The sequence below is a fragment of the Cytophagales bacterium genome (assembly GCA_019456305.1).
Lineage (GTDB): Bacteria > Bacteroidota > Bacteroidia > Cytophagales > VRUD01 > VRUD01.
In genome coordinates, this window is record VRUD01000018.1 from 27,972 (window position 1) to 49,551 (window position 21,580).

General features: G+C 39.3%; 8 protein-coding genes. 4 read left to right on the plus strand and 4 right to left on the minus strand.

Translation table 11 applies throughout. The annotated features are described in order from the left end of the window. Positions 1-100: 100 nt before the first annotated feature. Positions 101-1,363, minus strand: a complete 1,263-nt coding sequence (locus tag FVQ77_05690; GenBank protein MBW8049823.1) for a c-type cytochrome — start codon at positions 1,361-1,363, stop codon at positions 101-103. A 231-nt stretch (positions 1,364-1,594) separates the two neighbouring features. Here FVQ77_05690 and FVQ77_05695 point away from each other — a divergent pair, with 231 nt between their 5' ends. Further along, positions 1,595-2,308 carry a CoA pyrophosphatase gene (locus tag FVQ77_05695; protein ID MBW8049824.1) on the plus strand — a complete coding sequence of 238 codons (714 nt, stop codon included), beginning with the start codon at positions 1,595-1,597 and terminating at the stop codon, positions 2,306-2,308. 81 nt (positions 2,309-2,389) lie between these two features. On the opposite strand, the gene FVQ77_05700 is transcribed toward FVQ77_05695, so the two are convergent. The 3 genes from FVQ77_05700 to FVQ77_05710 are packed head-to-tail and all read right to left on the minus strand — an operon-like array spanning position 2,390 to position 12,603. Next, a complete protein-coding gene (locus tag FVQ77_05700) occupies positions 2,390-4,450 on the minus strand; it encodes a PKD domain-containing protein (protein MBW8049825.1) in 2,061 nt (686 codons plus the stop codon). 12 nt (positions 4,451-4,462) lie between these two features. Continuing rightward, the gene (locus tag FVQ77_05705; protein ID MBW8049826.1) at positions 4,463-6,190 is read right to left on the minus strand and encodes a T9SS type A sorting domain-containing protein; all 1,728 of its coding nucleotides are present in this window, start codon (positions 6,188-6,190) and stop codon (positions 4,463-4,465) included. 32 nt (positions 6,191-6,222) lie between these two features. Beyond that, positions 6,223-12,603: a S8 family serine peptidase gene (locus tag FVQ77_05710; protein ID MBW8049827.1), complete on the minus strand. Its 6,381-nt coding sequence runs from the start codon at positions 12,601-12,603 to the stop codon at positions 6,223-6,225. A 474-nt stretch (positions 12,604-13,077) separates the two neighbouring features. On the opposite strand from FVQ77_05710, the gene FVQ77_05715 reads away from it, so the two are divergent. From FVQ77_05715 to FVQ77_05725, 3 genes are all read left to right on the plus strand, one after another. Continuing rightward, positions 13,078-13,968 carry a M28 family peptidase gene (locus FVQ77_05715; GenBank protein ID MBW8049828.1) on the plus strand — a complete coding sequence of 297 codons (891 nt, stop codon included), beginning with the start codon at positions 13,078-13,080 and terminating at the stop codon, positions 13,966-13,968. Positions 13,969-13,995: 27 nt separating this feature from the next. Continuing rightward, complete coding sequence (locus FVQ77_05720; GenBank protein ID MBW8049829.1) at positions 13,996-14,625, plus strand: CAP domain-containing protein; 630 nt, start codon at positions 13,996-13,998, stop codon at positions 14,623-14,625. Positions 14,626-15,167: 542 nt separating this feature from the next. Continuing rightward, the coding region (locus tag FVQ77_05725) for a S8 family serine peptidase (GenBank protein ID MBW8049830.1) at positions 15,168-21,580 on the plus strand (6,413 nt) is incomplete at its 3' end.

The window sequence follows — 21,580 nt, forward strand, 5'->3', positions numbered from 1 at the left end:
TTAGTTCGTTTAAAAATTTTCCTTTAAATAACCACCTTTACGATTTTATAATCTGTGTAATCTGCCTGCCCCGTTAAATCTCTTTTATTTAATGGGGTGTTCAATAATGACACTTCACACAATTGATCCCTCCAATATCGGCAACGACCATAGGCTTTTTTGTTCCTTTTTGCTGATGAATTTCAAGCAATTTATCATAATAAGCATTACCTTCTGCATTTACTGCTGTGCGTCTGTGACAATTAATACACCATCCCATAGTTAAGCGGGCATGCACCCTTATAACATCCATTTCTTCAACCGGACCATGGCAGGTCTGGCATTCAACACCTCCGACTTCTACGTGTTGCGAATGATTAAAATATGCCAGGTCCGGGAGATTATGAACGCGCACCCATTCTATTGGTTTATTATTTTCTATAGCTGCATAGATCTTCTTTATTTCCGGAGATTCTGTTTTTATGGCGCTATGGCAATTCATGCAGATATTTGGCGATGGTATATTTGCATTTTTACTTTTACGAACGCCTGTATGACAATAATTACAATCAATCTTATATTGTCCGGCATGCAGCTTATGGGAAAATGCGATAGGCTGCTGAGGTTCATATCCCTGTGTAACACCTATGCTATACAAGCCCATAATACCGGAATAGGCAACTACACAAATAAAAATAAATGCGATAATACCGATGAAAGCTTTGCTCCGCAGCACCGCAAGCAGGTCAAATTTTTGCTCAACGAGATATGCTTCAGTTTCGGTTAATTGTTCCTTTTTCTGGGTAAGTACATTTTTCAGAATAGAAATGATCAGAAAAAGAACAATTACTAAGATCAGGAGAACTACCAGTAAGACACCTAATACAACTGAAAAATATTTATCAGAATCCCCGGTTTTTTCAGATCCGCCAATAACTTTTCCATCACCCGTCTCTTCCTTAGCTGTAACTTCTACAAAATGCTCGCTTTGATATATAATATAGGATACAACGGATTTGATCTCATCATCTGTAAAATCATGGGTGGGCATTTCGGTTTTGTTGTGTTTATTGAAAAGATCCACCGCATATTTATCACCGCTTTTTATTACCTTCTGGGAATTTTTGACAAATTTCAGTATCCATTCAAGAGGCCTTCTTTTGTGCACATCTTTCAGACCCGGGCCAATGACATCATCATTGCTCACTTCATGACATTGCGTGCAATTATCACTGAAGAGAATTTTACCCTGGGATATGATCGCTTCATCGGTAGAAACGCCAAAACCAATCGCAGCGCTTTCAGTAGAAGAAGGAGTAGTGGCAGGAGCAACGGCAGCAGTATCCGTGTTTTCATCAGAGCTGGCAAGAGCTTTAAAGCTCATTGAACTGATGAAGAAAATAATTGCGAATGAAATGAATATATGTTTCATATCACTGTAGGTGTACATGATTGTATCAAAATCATTTTCGGCACAAATCTAACATTGGAAATGATATAAACAAATGATTTTTAAAATTTTTTTTCATTGTTGAAAAAAATACGTTTTTTTAAGAAAAAATGTTAGGAAAATATATATTTGTATCTTCCAAATCCTTATTAGTAAATAGATAAATTGAACACTTTTATAAAAAACCTAACACGCTCCTTTAAAAATTCCCTGCCAGGTGAAGTTGCCCAGTACAAGATGGCGCCTTATGGACGTTTATTAAAAGAAGAGGCATTAAAGCTCAATGCAAATCCCAGGCTTAGTGCTGTACTGATATTACTTTATCCTGTTAAAGGAGCAAAGCGCATAGAGCATAGCCCCGCCAGTTGGAGGGGTAAAGAGCATCACTCAAAGGGCTCTGCGTTCAGCATATATACAGTTTTGATTTTACGAACATCTGATCATGGAGTCCACAGCGGACAGGTAAGCTTTCCGGGAGGGAAAAAAGAAGAAAGTGACAGATCGTTGGAGGATACAGCATTAAGGGAAGCAGAGGAGGAGATTGGCATCAAGAAAAATGATGTAAAAGTAATAGGTCCCTTGTCAGAGCTTTATATACCTACCAGCGGGTTTTTAGTACAACCTTTTGTTGGATACTTAAATAAAAAACCCTTATTTCATCCCGACAAGAATGAAGTGCAAAAATTGATTGAAGTGCCGCTTGATCTTATTATGGATGATGGTATTGTAAAAGTAACCACCATTCTAAAATCAAAAACCCGAAATCAAAAATCCGAAATTCGAATACCTTATTTTGACATACATGGAGAAGTAGTCTGGGGAGCTACGGCTATGATGTTGAGTGAATTGAAAGAGATTTTAGTGGGTATAGGGATATAAAGGATATAAATAAAAAAAACAAAAGCCCTTCAAAATTAGACGCTTATAGCATACATATTGAAAGGCTTTCATAAGATTAACTTATTTTAAAATTATCAATTTATCAGTTTTAACGATCACATCGTTAATAATGATCTTATAAAAGTATAAACCATTTTTCAATGAACCCTCGCTTATATTAATGGTATTGCCATTTACAAGAGGGTAAGTGAATAATTTTCTACCCATTATATCAAAAATTATCAATTCTCCTTCCTGCCCTTCCTGAAATTCATAATCTAATTGCATATTGCCGGTATTAGGATTGGGGTATAATTTAATTTTATATGATAACCATATTTCATTAATACCCAACACATCCACTGCAACCAAACGCGTAGTTGTATCACTGCCGCATGGATTGGTTACGGTTAAAGTTACCCAGTAAGCGCCGGCAGAAGCGTAAGTATAGGTTGTATCTTTTGCAGTAGAAGTACCTATTCCGTCTCCGAAATCCCATAGCCAGTTGGCTGCACCTGTTGAAGAATCTGAAAAATTAACCGTCATTAAAGAATCTGTGTAGCCGAATAATGCAACAGGATTGGGGCAGACTACTGTTACAGGATCACATATGGTATCCGAACCACATAGATTGGTAACAGTTAAGCAAACATTGTAAATCCCTGAACTGTCATAAGTATGTATGGGATTTTGCAGCGTACTGGTATCTCCATCTCCAAAATCCCATAGCCAGTTGGCTGCACCTGTTGAAGAATCTGAAAAATTTACTGTTAATAATAAATCTGTATAACCAAACATTGAAACAGGATTGGGGCATATTACAGATACAGTATCACAAATGGTGTCTGAACCGCAACTATTTATGGCAATCAGGCATACGTAATAAGTTGTTGCACTATCATAGGTGTGTACAGGATTTTGTTGAGAACTGGTATCACCATCTCCAAAATCCCAGATAAATGAGTTGGCTCCGGCTGAGGTGTTAAAAAAGGTCACTGTTAGCGGGAAACTGTCTGAAATAGTATCAGCGATAAAACCGGCAATTGGTTTTGGGAATACAGTAACATAATGCGTGGTAGAATCTTGATTGCCGGAAGAATCTGTTACAATTAAAGTTACCGCATAGACTGTATCTGGAATTGCAGATAGGTTGGTAAATGTATGTACAGGATTCTCAACCGTAGAGGTATCACCATCCCCGAAATTCCATAAATAACTGACTACTCCGCAAGAAATGTTACTGAAATAAACCGTATAAGGATGGCATCCAACAACATCATAGGTATAATCATTTTCATAAAACGCAGCGGAACCCTCTTTTGCAGTAATTACTCTAAAACCTTCCCAATTTTCACAAAATGGAGTTAAATAGTGTAATATAGTAACCCAATAAATACCTGCACTATCATAAGTGTGCCAGATAGTATCACCTGGATACCATAGAGGGCCTGTGATCACAGCATTACAAATATTTAAACTATCAGGCCAGGCAGAAGAAGTATCTACAACAAAAGTATCGCTTATACAGGCATAAGGATCTCCAAATGTTAATGTGAAATTGGTAAGTGTATCAAATGTAAAAGGTACTTGCCATGAATCCATACCTGTAGTATCACAATAGAAAAAAACATCAGGTTCAACAAATATATTTTGTTTTGGGTGTGACTGAATACAGAAACCTGCTGTATCTACACCCTGTTTACATGCTGAAATTTGATATGGGCCAACTCCTTTCGTATTAAGACATATATCTGCTCCACCTGGTATCCATGTATATGAAGGTTGTGTACATTCCACATAAATTTCCATTCCCGGGGGACAAAAAGGATACTTACACTTGAGCGTCACCCATTCAGCGCCAGGATCCATCGTAACAAAAAATTGAAAACAATCTAGATTTCCGGGTACACCGCAGCACTGGCAATTTCTTATTATTGTATCAGGGGCGCACCACAAACTATCAGGATTTCCTGTAAAGTCAACATTGAGAGTAGGTACATCCATATGGCAGAAATTGGGAGGATAATTGGGATCAGGATTTGTAATATCACAACCACCGCTTGCGCCATAAGCGTGATAATTGCATATAATTAAGAATAATACTAAATATGAAGGAATAATGCTATTCTTTAAATTTTTCATGCTTTCAATTTATTATTTAACGATTACAATTTTCTCCCTTGCAACTATCACCCCGTCTGCTGCCAACTGCATAAAGTACACTCCTGTTTCTATATCATTTATACGAATGGTCAATGAATTTTGTTTTTGATTGGCCGGATAATCTTTAACTTTTCTGCCTATGAAATTGTATAAAGATATAAAACATTTCTTTGTATTTGCAGGTAGATCATAAAGAATAGTAATTGATTGATTTGCCGGATTTGGATAGATTTTCATTAGTACACCGTAACTTGTTTGTGATAAAGTACCGGTAAGTATTACAGTAATCGTATCTGTTACAGTATCTTTCTCGACTTCCTCACATCCTTTGGCAATTAAAGTTACAACATATTTACCTGTATCAGGGTAAATATGAGTAGGATTGACTGCTGTACTGCTATCACCATCACCAAAATACCACAAGTATTCTGTTGCATACTGGCTTAGATTTGTAAAAGTAAAACCAGCTATAATAGTATCAAGGTTATAAGTAAAACCAGCCTGAGCAGAAGGAGTGATCGTATCATACCCCATACAATCTGTCTTCACTAACCACACATCATTCTTTGTGACAGTCTTATTATTGATCACCATACCACACATCACAAAACCACCATCGTATGTGAGATCCATGCCGTAAAAGTAATGATCGGTGCTGTCGCTGGTGTAGTAATCATACGTTCTTGACCATAAGCTGTCTCCGCTGGGGCTTATTTTCATTATAAATCCTACCGGCTTGTTCCTTGTACCACTGTAATCAAGCGTGTTTCCACAAGCAATATAACTTCCATCAGGTAATATTTTTACTTTTGTAAATTCATCATATTCCGGTCCTTTTCCAAAAGTGCGTTCCCATTCAATATTACCGGTACTGTCAGTTTTTACGATGTACGCTTCATAATTATCCGTACTTACCTCCGAAGCGCCTACTAATACATAACCTCCGTCATTAGTTGTTACTACCGAATTTCCATAATCACGCATACTGTCACCAAAAGTTTTTTGCCATTGAAAATTACCGGCACTGTCTGTTTTGATCAAATACAGATCATAGGGGCCTAAACCAAAGCTAAAAGTTGTACCCCCTAAAATATATCCCCTGTCACTGGTAAAATCTATTGATCTTATTAAATCATAATCAACACCTCCATAAATTTGTTCCCATTGCATTATTCCTGAACTATCGGTTTTTACTAAATAGACATCAGAATCAGTGCTGTTTCCACTACTATCTATATTATATCTCCAACCTACAAAAATGAATCCTTGATCTTGATTTTGTTTGATATCATAACATCCTTCACTATTAGTAAAAAGCCCGTATTTTTGTTCCCAAATCTTATTGCCGTAATTGTCTAATTTTATTAAAAAAGCATCTGATTTCATTTGGCTAATATCAGCTGTTACTCCCCCTACAAGAATATTCTCATCATCTACCTGTAATCCATTATATATAATATCCCCCCCTCCTATTCCTAAATCATATACTATTGACCATAAAGTATCACCAATAGAATTAACTTTTAAAATATACATTTCAAGAGCATTTGAAGTAGTACCAACAACAATATAACTACTATCTGTTGTTTGGATAACCGAATTGGCTCTGGATGGAGAATTATTGGTATTATATTTTTGATTAAAAACTATTTGTGAGCAGCAAAGTTGAGATACTATGCAACTAATAAGTAAGAAACTATATGGAAGATAATTTTTCATAAAAATAAATTGTTATTAATTTTTAATCAGAATTACTTTACAATAGTTATCTTCCCATTTCTTATAATTTCATTGTTTATTGTATATTTATAAATGTATAAACCACTTTTAAGTAATTTAGTATTTAGCGCTGTTTGATTTGTTCCCTGGTTGAGTTTAATTTTTTGCACAATCCTACCAAAAATATCATATATCAGCACTTCTGCATTTTCTTCGCTATTCATTTGCATGGTGATTATCCAGGCAATCTCATTGGCAGGGTTTGGGATTATTTGAATTAACTTATCTTCTGTCTGTGTTTCTAATTCTTCGCGGATACTTTCATTATCCCCATCTTTATGCAATCTGGCAATATTGTTGTTACCTTTCTTAATAAGGTGATAAAATTGCCCGCCTTCCACTTTTGCAAGTATCAGTTCAGCATCTGCAGATACTTTCACTTTCGCCTTGCATACTTCCCTTACCCTTTGTATTTGTATGGTATCCAATTCAGTAATGGTTTTGCCTGTTGAATCTTTTGTAAGTATGGATTTACCCTGCTCACCTGCTTCAATAAAAGTGAACGTCAGTTTAGAAAAGTTTTGATTTTCTTTCCAATTATGGGCATGACTGGTACTATCCAGAAAGATTGAATCTTTATTGGTGATCCACATCACAGTATCGAGCATTAACCTTGCATTTATAAAATCCTTATCAGCATAGTATAGCCGGGCAAGTGTTTTTTTTGATTCTGCAAGGGGTGATCCATGCAGGTATGTTTTCAGTTCAGGTACCCTGGCACATTTTGGCAGCTCCCTGATCAGTTCATTCTCCAGTAAAATGGCTTCACCTTCATGCCAGGTAATTTGTTTTTTCAATTCTTCTTCCTTAGGATATAGAGGCGCATTGTATTGAGCATTTTCAATATCCTGCATAACAGTGACAGGCAATGGAGGAATTTTGTTTCTAAGCTCATTCATAATATCTTCATTTAGCGGAGCATTGGGTATCAATACATCTTTGAGCATACCCGGTGGCAACGGGGGCCTTCTGGTAATAACTGTTTTGATCACTTCATCTGAAAGTGGTAATGAATTTAGCAGCCTGTTTCTTAAATTAATTGCTGAAACAGCGGGTGTTTGGTCAATATATTGTAACAATGCCTTTTTATCCCCGCCATCTCTTAATTGTATCAGGTCAAGCAATCTCTTTCGGTAGTCTTCCAAAGCAGCCAGGTGTTTAGCGATAAGGTCTTTAATGTCCGTTACCCATTGGTCAAAACCGCTTCCACATCCTCCCGGGTTTACTTTTCCCTGTGTAGGATCGTCACATGAGGTAATTGTTTTATCCTGGCAATTGGTTACCAGGAAGAATGATTTCCAGGCAGGTGTGCTGCAATCAGGAACAGTTGTTGGAAAATTATCCTTATCTAATGGATTCGCATAATAAGCAAACCCTACATTAGTAAAGATATCCCTTTCAGTACTTGGCGGGCATGAGTACATCCATTGATTACCGGCAGCTTGAGAGGGATCGGTAACACAATTTGCACCGCCTTGCTGTTTTAAAGAACCATCAAATACATACCATGCTGTGTGTCCATGAGGCCCACCATTAATTCCGAACTTATTGCATCTTATCTTGAGGTTCTGGTTATCTCCCTGGGTATGCACTGCAAAATCGGTTTTTTCAAAATCATTATCAAAAAAACGTCCGCCTTGTGCACCTGAGTTTTCAATGGCTATTCCATGCGAACCGGCAGTTAAAGGGCTGCTGCTTGAAACAGTAACACCGCTAAAAGTGTTGCCATCAACAATAAATCCGCTGGAGCTCACCAAAAAGACACCATAGGTATGATCGCCCAGCGCATCGGCATTGGGGATATTGGTAAAGGTGTTATTTGTGATTTCATCGGAAGTACCCCCCTGTATATAAATACTTCGTTGTACGTTATTAAAAGTGCTGCCGTCAATTATTACCTGTCTTGAAATAGAGTTAAAAAGATCTGATTTTATGGCATAGGTTAAACCATCAAAGGTGTTGCCGGTTGAACTTGATACCATATTAAAGCCAGCGCTTTCTCCTTTTATAGCAATTCCTCTTTCATCAGGTAGATATGCAGTAGCGTCAACAGTAAAGGTATTATCGGTAAATGTGATTCCATAGGTATCGATAAGATGAACAAAAACAATCTTTTCTGTAGCAAAAGGATTATACTCATAAGGTGAAGCAGCATCATATTGAAAATTACAATTATTAAAGTAACTTACCCGCTCAAAGTCAGGGTAATTATTCATTTTTACTGCTAATCTATTATTGATAAAATCAGAATTATTTATTCTAACAATACCGCCGGATGAAGGACGAAATTTAGCATTAATAAGCGGTCTGATCCCGCAAAGAATCCCAATTTGAGCATTTTCAATGGAAGATTGATTCATTTCCAATACTCCTTGATCGGCATCATTTTGTGGAAGTGTTTCATCACCTCTAACTTCTATGCCATCCCATATACCTCCACCGCATCCGGTTAAGGTATCATAATTTGATATTAATTTACCTCCGGGTTTGATCACTATTCTTGCCCTGTCATAATCATTGCCCAGTTCATTGATCACATCATAAGAAAATTCAAAATCAGCCCATCCCATATGTAATACGCCACCACTATCTATAATTACTTCACCCAAAACTTTGAATGAGCCGAATTGCCAGTATACAATAGTGTCAATAACCGGATTTACAAAATCAAAGACAGGTAGTGAAACCAAAACAGTATCATAATCTACACATTCTGTAGTAGTATCAGTTACGGTCAATAAATATGCTGTAGTACTATCAGGTGATGCAATGGGTTGAGCGATCGTTGAATCATTTAAACCAGCAGCCGGTGACCAGGCAAATAAAAATGTGCTATCAAATGGCTGTGTACCAATAGTAATGCTATCTCCTCGGCAAATAGTAATATCAGGGCCGGCACCAGCAACAGGATTTCCTACTGTTATCAATATACTGGCAAAATTTATGCAGCTTTTAGCAGTATCTGTCACAGTTAAGATATATGAGGTAGTTATAGATGGAAATGCTGTAGGATTTGGTATTGTGGCATTATCTAATCCTGTCACCGGTGACCAACTATATAATAAGGTAGTATCAACTACTTGGGGACCAATAATAATGCTATCGCCACAAAGTATATTCGTATCAGGTCCGGCATCAGCTATTGGTAATGGATTTACTGTTATTATTACCGTATCAGAATCTATGCAGCCCGTAGCGGTGTCGGTTACTGTTAATACATATTGTGTGGTAAAAACCGGGAAAGCAATGGGGTTTGCTAAGGTTGTATCATTTAAGCCTGAAGATGGAGACCATGCATATAATGATGTGGTATCTGCAGTCTGGGCGCTGAAAGTAACACTATCTCCACAAAAAATAGTTGTATCTGTGCCTGCATGTGCTATTGGCTGTGGTGCAAGCTTGACTGTATCAGTAGCAGTAATGATGCAGCCATTTGAATCAGTGACTGTTACGGAATACACACCTGCTGATAAACTATCAGCAATAGAATCTGTTTGTGCTAATGGGTCATCCCATAAGAAAGTATATGGTAGTGTCCCTCCTATTACTGTTGCTGTTGCTGTTCCGTTAGCAGATCCGATGCAAACTTCATCAGTAGTAAAAATAGAGATTGTTAAAGTAGTATCGTCATTAAAAACTGTATCTTTTGCAAAAGTAATGCAAAAATTAGTATCAACTACAACTACTTGATAAATTCCGGCAGCTAAGCCAGTTGCTGTTGCTGAGAATTGAGGAGGCGTTGTAAACCATTTATAAAAAAAATACGGAGGCGTACCTCCTGTAGCAATAACAGTGGCTGTTCCATTGCTTACACCGTTACATAAAGCATTGGTTGTGGTAGTTGATAAGATCACGGGTGTCGGCTCATTGATTGTTACAATGGCACTGTCATAGCAACCATTGTCATCTATCACATAACCAACATAGGTTCCGGCAGTCAGCCCTGTTGCTGGATTTGTTGCAGCTATTAGTTGTGTGAATGGAAAATCCCACCATTGATAGGAATAGGGTGGAGTACCTCCTGTGCCTGCTATAGTAGCTGTACCATCACTACCTCCATTACATGAAACATCTGTTGCTGATGATGATGTTACAATCAACACGGGTGGATCAATTAGTGTAGCACTGTCAGTTGCGGTACAGCCATTTGCATCGGTTACAATAACAGTATAGGACCCGGCTCCTAACGGGAATACTGTTTGTGAAGTTTCACCGGTACTCCATAAAAAAGTATATTCAGGATTGCCCCCGGTAACAGCTATTTGGGCAAAGCCATCAATACTGCCGTTACAAAAGGGATCTTGTGCAAACATTGTAATTGTGATAGCAGGTGGTTCATTTATTGTTACACTGTCAGTTACCATAATACCGTTTGTATCTGTTACAGTAATGCTATAATTACCAGCTGCCAAACCAGTTGCCGTATCATTTGTTTGACCATTACTCCATAAATAGGTATAAGGTGGGGTTCCGCCACATGCTATTACTGTAGCAGTACCGTTGCTGTCTCCAATACATAAAACATGTGTTGGAGATATTTTCACTCTTACCTGAGATAGATCAAAAACACCTCCTGAAATGATCATGGAGAATGCTTGCGGGTTTACTCCCTGTAAAGTCGCTTTATGTGTAACCTTAACAATATATGTTCCAGACGTAGGTGTACTCAAATATACTTGTTCTACATTATCCCGGAAATTATCTTGTGTTGTATCTGCCGGGATTGAAGAATTTGTTGGATCTAAGGTCCAAGGGTAAAAAATCTGTCCGTCAGATTGACGGATGATACGCAGGTCAAGGTCGTTAACCAGCATAAGATCAGGAGGGTTGAGTGTATCTGCAACCGGAGTTCCTGCAGGATCATTCCACACGATAGTAGCTTTTATAAATTGTTGTGAGGTGTCATAATCAAAAGTGAATGTAAAAGTATCATTATTATTTAATATCAATTCCTGTATATTTTTGAAGCAATTAGAAGAGTCCAGTGTGATCAAATTAGCAGCTTTTTCTGTATTTAATAAGCCCCAGCCATGCTGATAATCAGGACCATTTGCTGAACCGGCTTCATCAGCCGTATGAATGACCAATGCTTTTAGCGTTGCGGATTTCATAAATGAGCCGGCATAAGTATTGGAATAGTGTTGCTGGAGAAGGGCTAATGAACCGGTAACGCTGGCTGAAGCCATTGAAGTACCTGTTTTATCTTGGTAAGCAGTTGCGTAAGGGAAAAAATATGAAGAGGAATATAGAGCCGTAGCATTAGCAACTAAATCCGGTTTAATCCTGCCATCATCAGTAGGCCCCCAACTACTTTTAGTATACATAACAACATCAGAAGGGCTAGAATAACCACTAATAATATCATCAATACCACCAACCGTTAAAACATTTTTAGCAATACCAGGACCATCTGGAATACAATCATAGCCATCTGATCCTCCATTATTTTCCTGAGTTGCTGTTTGAGTACCACTACAAATATATGTATTTCCTATACCAGGACCATCACCTCTGTAATTTCCTGCTGCCTGAACAATAAGATAATATGGAGCATTAAAAGCAAGTTCATCCCAATTACGAGTTTCCTGAGAGTAAAAACCAAATTTATAATCTTCGTTGGGATCAACAACAGGATCGCCAAACCATTTCCACGTACAACCATCAATATTTGCTACCCATCCATTAATATTTCCATAAGAATGATTGGATAGTAAGTATCCTGAAATTGCAAAATCTGTCATTTCACTTAAATCCGAATACCAATCATAGGTGTGCAATATAGCTCCTGAAGCCATGCCTCGGGCAAGTGGATCAACTCCTTTAGCTATCATTGTACCTGCCACGTGGGTAGCATGTTGCCTCCAGTTGAGTGGTACACTACCCCAAGGGTCTTTTGCAATCACATTTCCGATTAATTCTTGATGGTTAGCATACGGAATTGCAGCATCCCATTCTCCAATTATTACTCCAGATCCATCCAAATTTAAACCAGCATTTCCTCCTGTCCAAACTTCGTTTGTTGAAACGGTTTGAGCGGCATTTACATTAAAAGTTACATAATAAATTGGCCTACCATCCCTTATTCTCATAATTTCAAAAGCACCTCCATCTGGCAGTGTGTCTCTTACAGGAGCACCATTATCTATTGCCCATTGCTCAGCTTCGGCTTTTTGTTGCGTAGCTAAACTATCCCAAAATATAGCTAATGGATTAAGAACCGTTACATTTGTTGCTGTCAGAATTTGTTGTCTTTGGGATTGTGTTTGACTAAAAACAGTAGATGAAAATAATACGCCAAAACTAATTAAGATAGCTCTGACGCAAGAGATTTTAATGTTGTGTATAAGTTTCATGTCTTTTATATGTTTAAGTGTTGAGTCCACTCCGAAAAGTCACTCAAAAGTTTAATGGTACAAACACCACGTATAAGGTTGTTGGCAAACATTTAACATGACAGCTAATTTATTTTTATTCCGAATTGTGAGAGTTATTACCTTGACTGTTTATATTTTGCGAAATTTTAGATAACATTACAAATCTGCAATGAAGATTATATTTTTAGGAGTAGGTGAAGCATTTGATGAGACGCTTCCCAACAATTCACATTTGATATTGTCTGATACCAACCTTTTATTGGATTGCGTGAAAATTAAGATCATTGTTCCGAAGCCATTGGAGGAATATTTATTGTAGTGTTCATGTGTTCATGTTTACTCTCAGGAACACATGAACACGATTAATTTTCCTTAATGAAAAAAATATTTATTATATTATCAATCATTACCTTATTTTTGCTCCTGACTATTTATCTTTTAACCAATCCGCTCATGAGTTCATCAAATAACAATAAACCGAAAATACCTGTAAACAAAGATCGCCTTTATGCTGATGTAAAAGCGCTTACTTCCATTGATCCGCCAAGAAATTTCAACTATATTTCTTCACTTAACCAAAGCGCTGATTATATCTTTTCTGAATTTAAAAAGCTGGGATCTGATGTAGAAGTACAAAATTATACTGTTGAAGATTCTGAATATAAAAACATCATCTGTTCGTTTGGCCCGCAAGATGCGCCACGGATCATTATTGGTGCACACTATGACGTTTGCGGTGACCAGCCCGGTGCAGATGATAATGCCAGTGGCGTTGCCGGCTTGTTAGAAACGGGCAGGATGATAAATGAATTAAAACCTCAATTAAAATATCGCATAGACCTTGTTGCATATAGTCTTGAAGAGCCTCCTTTTTTTCGTACAAAGTATATGGGAAGCGCTGTTCATGCCAGGTCTCTGGCTAAAGCCGGTGTTAAAGTAAAAGCCATGATCAGCCTGGAGATGATAGGGTTTTACAGAGATGAACCGGGGTCACAGCATTTCCCGGTATTTTTTCTTAAATGGTTTTATTCTGACAAAGCAAATTTTATTGCTGTGGTAGGCAAACTATGGCAGAGAAAAATAGTGAAGCAGATCAAAAAAAGCATGATTTTAGGTTCAAATATAGATGTGTATTCCATTAATGCTCCGGTTTTGCTTCCGGGTATTGACTTTTCAGACCACTTAAATTACTGGAACCATGGCTACCAGGCAGTCATGATCACCAATACATCGTTTTTCAGAAATCCCAACTACCATGAAGTAACAGACAAGATTGAAACTTTAAATTTTGATAAAATGGCAGAAGTGGTGAAGGGGGTTTATTGGACGGTTGTTCAATTTTAGATTTATTAAATTATCACTTGATTGATCATGATACATTATACTTTTAAAAGCCGGGTGAACCCTCAAGCTATTTTCATCGTTCTTTGTTTACTTTTGTACGTGAGGGTTTCATTTTGTCAACATAAAAAAGATGAATTGTTAAAAGCTGTTCAAATTAACTTTGAACAATTAAATAAAGTAAGAAAATTTCCACAAATATATGCCTTTAAATATTTTATACCGGCATTATTATGGAAGCTGCCTAAAAGATCCTTAACCTGGGATACTACTTTAGCCAGGTTGGCACAGATGAAAGCAGAAGATATGGCTGCAAAAAACTATTTTGATCATATTGATAAAAATGGCAAAGGCATGAATACGGTTCTGTGGCAGGCAGGTTATCCTTTGCCTGAATATGACAAGAAGGGGTTTATTTATGAAAAAGACCCCAAAGCCAATAATGTAGAATCAATTTCAGCATATAGTGAATCTCCGGACAAATTCATAAAAGACCTGATCAAAGATAAAGGTGAATGGTCAAAAGGACATAGAAAGCACTTGTTAGGAATAGGAAGATTTGATCGCCAGCATACCCATGCCGGCATCGGAATAGCCTGGAACCCCCAATCAGAATATGGGTACTATTGCTCTGTGTTGATAGTGCACAAATTGCAGTAGTACCTAATTTCATAAATACTCTTTATTATGAAACTTAGTAGTAGGTTTACTAACCCTCAGATGGCATAGGTTTTGGAGGGTTAGTAAACCTAATTTCCGATATCCAATACTCAAAAAAAATCTGCTGTGTATTTTAAAAATTACGCTTAATTAAATGTGTGATTAATTTTATAGGTATATGCGTTTAGGTCGCACAAGATTTATACTTTTGAATATGTATGAGTGACTAACCACGCCATTTATGGCGTGGACATTAAAGAATAAAACTGACAGGGCTTTAGCCCAATTATGCTAAAAACGGGCTAAAGCCCAGGGTTTGTATAGTTTGATTATCTCCGCCATAAATGGCGGAGTTAGTCAGCCATAAATAGACACAATCTTCAATTTGTTTATAAAAAGGATGGTAGAGAATGAGTAAAAGCCAACAAACTCTTTCAATTTTATTATCATTATCAAATTTTCTCCCAAAATTTACCCATTAAATAAAAACTATCCCTACATTTGAAACTTTTAACTTTGGAAATTTTCGACTTTTTGTAATCATGAAAAATTATTGCTCAAAACCCGGTTACCAGCGCCAGTATTTGCGTGCTCAAAAAACAGGATCCCGGATATGGTCTGTCCCGACAAAGCCGGGAGGTCTTTGTAAAATTGCCCTTTTATGCTGCTTGTTTTTATTGCCTAATTACTCAAATGCCCAGGTGAAACAATCCTCAGGCAAATATGAGCTGTTATTAAAATCGGCTTCTGTGATGCCAGAGGAAAACCTCCGGGATTTTATTAATGAGCCTGATATTAAAGCAGGGGAAAAGTTTGAAGGGCGGTATTTCAAATTCATTCAATTTTATGAAATACCAAACCGGGATGATCGTGAAGAAATAGAAAGTATGGGGATCCAATTATTAAATTATATACCACATAATACTTATGCTGCATCCATTCCTGAAAATTTTGATCCCGGATCGTTACAAGAGCTCAATGTAAGAAGTGTGATCAGTATTGAAGCGGACTATAAAATAGATAACCGGCTGAAAACGCTGCCCTACCCAGACTGGGCGTTATATGGTGATAATAGCATAGATATAGTTGTTCAATATTATAAAAACATAGATCCCACCAAAGCAAAAAAATTATTAATTGAACGTGGTATCAAGATTATAAGCGCCTATGATTATTTGTATCTTGTCACGATCAGGGTAAATATTTCAGAGATTGAAAGCATAGCCTCCCTGCCTTTTATCTCATGGGTTGAACCCATTGCATCTCCTTCGGTTCCTGATGATACAAAAGGAAGAACCCTTCACAGGGCAAATGTATTAGACTCTGATCATGCTTTGGGAAGACATTATGACGGAACAGGGGTTAGTTGTGCGCTTGGCGATGATGGCCCCATTGGCCCTCATATTGACTACCAGGGCAGGGTAGATCAATCAAATACTACAGCCAATACCGGCAATCATGGCGATATGACTTCCGGGATTATGATGGGTGCAGGCAATATAGACCCAACTATCAAGGGGATGGCTGCTGGCGCTTTTTTATACGTGTATGATATCTCCGGCTACAACCATATTCTTGATGCTCCAAGTAACCTCACAAATTTTGGGGTAGTGATTACCTCTACATCCTACAGCCAGGGTTGTAATGCTGGCTATACAACAAATGCCAGTTCGGGTGACCAGATGATCAGGCAAAATCCTTCGTTAATCCATGTTTTCTCAGGTGGTAATAGCGGCAACAGTGATTGCGGGTATGGAGCAGGTACGGGTTGGGGGAATATTACGGGTGGTTATAAGCAGGGTAAGAATGTGATCGCCTGTGGAAATCTTAATGATAAGGATGCTCTTGTAAGCAGCAGCAGCAGGGGCCCTGCTGATGATGGCAGAATTAAGCCCGATATTTGTGCCAATGGTGTTGGCCAACTATCAACCGATGATCCCAATACTTACCAGGTTGGAGGAGGCACTTCTGCGGCAGCGCCCGGAATTGCAGGTGTTCTGGCTCAATTATACCAGGCTTACCGTGAGCTCAATTCCGGTGCAGATCCTGAATCACCGTTACTAAAAGCCTGTTTATTAAATACGGCTGAAGACCTCGGAAATCCTGGCCCTGACTTTTCATTCGGCTGGGGAAGGGTTAATGCATTCAGGGCTGTGAAAACACTGGAAGATAACCGGTACCTGGATTCTGCAATAAGCCAGGGAGGCGCCAATACCCATAATTTAACCGTCCCGGCAGGCGCCAAGCAATTGAGAGTAATGCTTTACTGGCTGGATTATGAAGGAGCGCCTGCCGCTGCGAAAGCATTGGTCAATGACCTGAATATGCAGGTCACCGACCCTTCCGCTGTGGTTTATGATCCCTGGGTATTGGATCCCACTCCTAATCCTGTTAACTTAAATTTAAATGCTGTCAGAGCAGTGGATGATCTGAATAACATGGAACAGGTGACCATTGACAACCCGCCAGCAGGTAGCTATACTATTACGGTAAATGGATTCCAGGTGCCGCAAGGCCCTCAAAAGTATTATATCGTTTATGAATTTCCTGATGATGATGTTACGCTTACTTATCCAATTGGTGGTGAAGGTTTTGTACCGGGAGAGACAGAATTATTACGCTGGGATGCTTATGGATCTATCCTGACTTTTTTGTTAGAATACTCCATTAACAATGGCGCCAGTTGGATTACTATAGGTTCAGTCAGTGCAGCACAAAGATATTATGACTGGACAGTGCCTGGTGTCCTTACCGGAGAGGCATTGGTCAGGGTTACCAGGGGGGCTTTCAGTGATGTGAGCGATACTACTTTTTCAATCATTGGTGTGCCTCAAAACCTGGCAATAGACTGGGCATGCCCTGATACTATACAACTAAACTGGGACACTGTAACCGGTGCCACAGGTTATGAAATAAGCATGCTGGGCAGTATGTATATGGATTCGATCGGCACCACGAGCGCTGACTCCATTGTGGTTTACGGTATCAACCCGCTTTTAGAATATTGGTTTAGTGTAAAAGCCTTAGCTCCAGCCAATGCCAGAGGAAGACGAGCCATTGCCATACAAAAAAATCCGGGAACCTTCAACTGTGCCATACCCATTGACGCAGCCCTCACTGAGATCATCAATCCAACAGGTGGAACATTACAGGGTTGCCAGGATTACTCATCTGTGACCGTCTCAATTCGGTTGAACAATTACGGCATTGATACTATTTCAACTATTCCATTGCACTACCAGGTCAATGGCGGGCCGGTGGTAAATGATACTTTTCCGGATACCCTTGCACCGGGCAGTTCTGCAGTACATAATTTCTTATCTGCCGAAAATTTTTCAGTACCAGGTAATTATAATATATCTGCGTGGGCAGATTATCCTTCAGATGGAAATGCTTATAATGATACGAGCAAGACGATGATTGAGGTAGTTACGGGTACGCTCGTTGGCCTTCCCTGGTCTGAAGATTTTGAAACCTTTGCTCTTTGTGCAACTACGGCTGATTGTGAAATTACTACCTGTAACCTTGTTAATGGATGGATCAATGATGTAAACCTGGTTTTTGATGATATTGAGTGGAGAACTGACGATGGAGGTACGTTTTCAAGTAATACCGGGCCTACTATTGACCACGCACCCGGCACTTCTACCGGTAACTATCTCTACCTGGAAGCTTCAGGAAGCTGTAATACCAGATCAGCACATCTGATCACACCCTGTATTGACCTGACCGCTGCAACCCTGCCGGAGCTCAGCTTTTGGTATCACATGTATGGCGCTGATATGGGGGAATTGCATGTTGATATCCTGCAGGGAGGTACGTGGAGCAATGATATTATGATCCCGGTTTCAGGTGACCAGGGAGATAGCTGGAAAGAGGCAAAGGTGAACCTTGTGCCTTACACAGGGCAGATCATTAATATTCGTTTTCGTGGAATCACCGGATCAGGTTACCAAAGCGATATGGCAATTGATGATATTTCCATAATAGAATCAACGCTTGCTCCGGTTGCTGATTTTGTTGCTGATAAAACTTTTATTTGCAGTGGGGAAACAGTGATATTCAGCGACCTGAGTGTGAATGTACCGAACGCCTGGTCATGGGTTATTTCGCCTGGTACTATAAACTTTGTAAACGGAACCTCGGCAAATTCACAAAATCCCCAGGTGGAATTTGTAACCACTGGAGCTTATGATGTAACGCTTATAGTTATCAATACTTTCGGAAATGATACACTCACCAGGTCTTCATATATAAAAGCAGGTATAGGGCCATCTTCTGCATTTGTGGAAGATTTTGAATCTTTTGAACCTTGCGCTACCTCATTCAGTTGTAGCCAAAATATTATATGTGACCTCTCAAAGGGTTGGGTCAATGAAGAAAACCTGGTAATTGATGATCTGGATTGGAGGGTTGATGAAGGGGGAACAGCTTCAAGTAATACAGGTCCATCTACTGATCACGCACCCGGCACTATTTCCGGAAACTATATTTATGTAGAAGCCTCTGGCACCGCAGGTTGTAATGAGAATAAAACAGCACTTCTGGTAACACCATGCATAGACCTGAGTGGTTCAGTTCAACCACAACTCAGCTTTTGGTACCATATGTATGGCGCCAGTATGGGGGAATTGCACCTGGATATCCTGGATTCAGGTATATGGACCAACGATATTATGATACCTCTTATCGGTAACAAGGGAAATAGCTGGCAGCAGGCATTGGTTGATCTTACCGTTTACACCGGGCAGATGACCAACCTGCGTTTCCGGGGGATTACCGGTTTGGGTATAACCAGCGACATGGCCATTGATGATATTGTAATATTTGAAGGACAAGCGCCACCGATCCCTAATTTTATTGCCGATAATACCAATACCTGTATTGGCAAGACGGTTACCTTCACTGACGTGAGTTTGAATGCACCTAATTCCTGGTCATGGAGCTTCTCGCCCGGCACTGTGAACTTTGTAAACGCAACAACTGCCAATTCACAAAATCCACAGGTGCAGTTCACCGCTTCAGGTTTTTATGATGTTACGCTTACAACTTCCAATGCATACGGTAGTAACCCTGTTACCAAAACCTCTTATATCATAGTAGATATAGGGGCAACGATCCCGTTTGCGGAGGGCTTTGAAAGCGGCATCTTCCCGCCTGTTGAATGGAATATTGTTGATCCGGGTGGATCGAGAACCTGGGATGTGAGAACCAATGTTACAGGCAGTGATGGCGCTTTTACTACAACAGCATATATCAACAACTTCTCTTACAACAATACCGGTGCAGAAGATGAGCTGATCATTGAACCTGTAGATCTGACAGGTATGTCTTCTGCAATGATGACTTTTGATATAGCTTATGCAGCCTATAGTTCTACATTATTTGATGGCCTGCGCATTGATATATCCACAGATTGCGGGGTTACATATACCCCAACAGGTTATAATAAGTTTGGCCCTGCTCTTGAAACGGCACCGCCTACCACCAGTAGTTGGTTTCCTTCTGGTCCGAGCGAGTGGCGCAATGATACGGTTGATCTTTCTGCTTATATTAATACTATTGTAAGAATCAAATTCGTTAACATCAACGGCTATGGCAATAACCTTTTTATTGATAATGTAAATTTAGATCTTCCATCACTCTTTGTATCCATCTCATCACCAGCCGGTGCCACCTGTAACGGTGGTTGTGACGGATGGGCAGTTGCAACTGTTACAGGAGATTTTCCACCTTATACATATCTATGGAATGATAGTTTAGCACAAACCAACGATACGGCAACAGGTCTTTGTCCAGGCGTGTATTCAGTAATGGTAGTTGATTCGATATCAGATACTGTGTCAGCAACGGTTACTATTTCAGAACCTGCTGCTCTTTCCGGAATTATTTCAACTACCCTGGAATCATGTGCTGGTTGTAATGATGGCACAATTTCAGTGGTTGCCAGCGGTGAATCCGGTAATTACACTTACTTATGGGATGATCCGGCTAATCAAACTACAGCCACGGCTGATAGCCTCACAGCGGGTGTTTACAGTGTAACTGTTACAGACACTGTTTGTGGTACCAGTATTGTTCTCACAGATACCATAGAAGTTGCCCCACTCTCTTTATCAATCTCAACATCAGCCGATGCTACCTGTAACGGTGGGTGCGATGGATGGGCAGTTGCAAGTGTTACAGGAGGTTTTCCACCATATACATACCTATGGGATGATAGTACAGCACAAACTAATGATACGGCAACGGGTCTTTGTGCTGGCGTTTATTCAGTAGAGGTAATGGATACTACATCAGATACTTTATCAGCAATGGTCATTATTGCAGAACCTGCCGCTCTTTCCGGAATTATTTCAACTACCCTGGAATCATGTGCCGGTTGTAATGATGGCACAATTTCCGTGGTCGCCAGCGGTGAATCCGGTAATTACACTTACTTATGGGATGACCCGGCTAATCAATCAACAGCTACTGCCGACAGCCTCACGGCCGGTGTTTACAGTGTAACTATTACAGACACTGTTTGTGGTACCAGTATTGTTCTCACAGATACCATAGAAGTTGCTCCACTCTCTGTATCCATCTCATCATCAGCCGGTGCTACCTGTAACGGTGGTTGTGACGGATGGGCAGTTGTAACTGTTTCAGGAGGTTTTCCACCTTATACATATTTATGGAATGATAGTTTAGTGCTAACCAACGATACGGCAACAGATCTTTGTGCTGGCGTTAATTTAGTAGCAGTAATAGATACTACATCAGATACTTTATCAGCAACGGTTACTATTGCACAACCTGCTGCTCTTTCCGGAATTATTTCAACTACCCTGGAATCATGTGCCGGTTGTAATGATGGTTCGATCTCTGTAACGGTAAGCGGTGAATCCGGTAATTACACTTACTTATGGGATGACCCGGCTAATCAATCAACAGCTACTGCCGACAGCCTCAC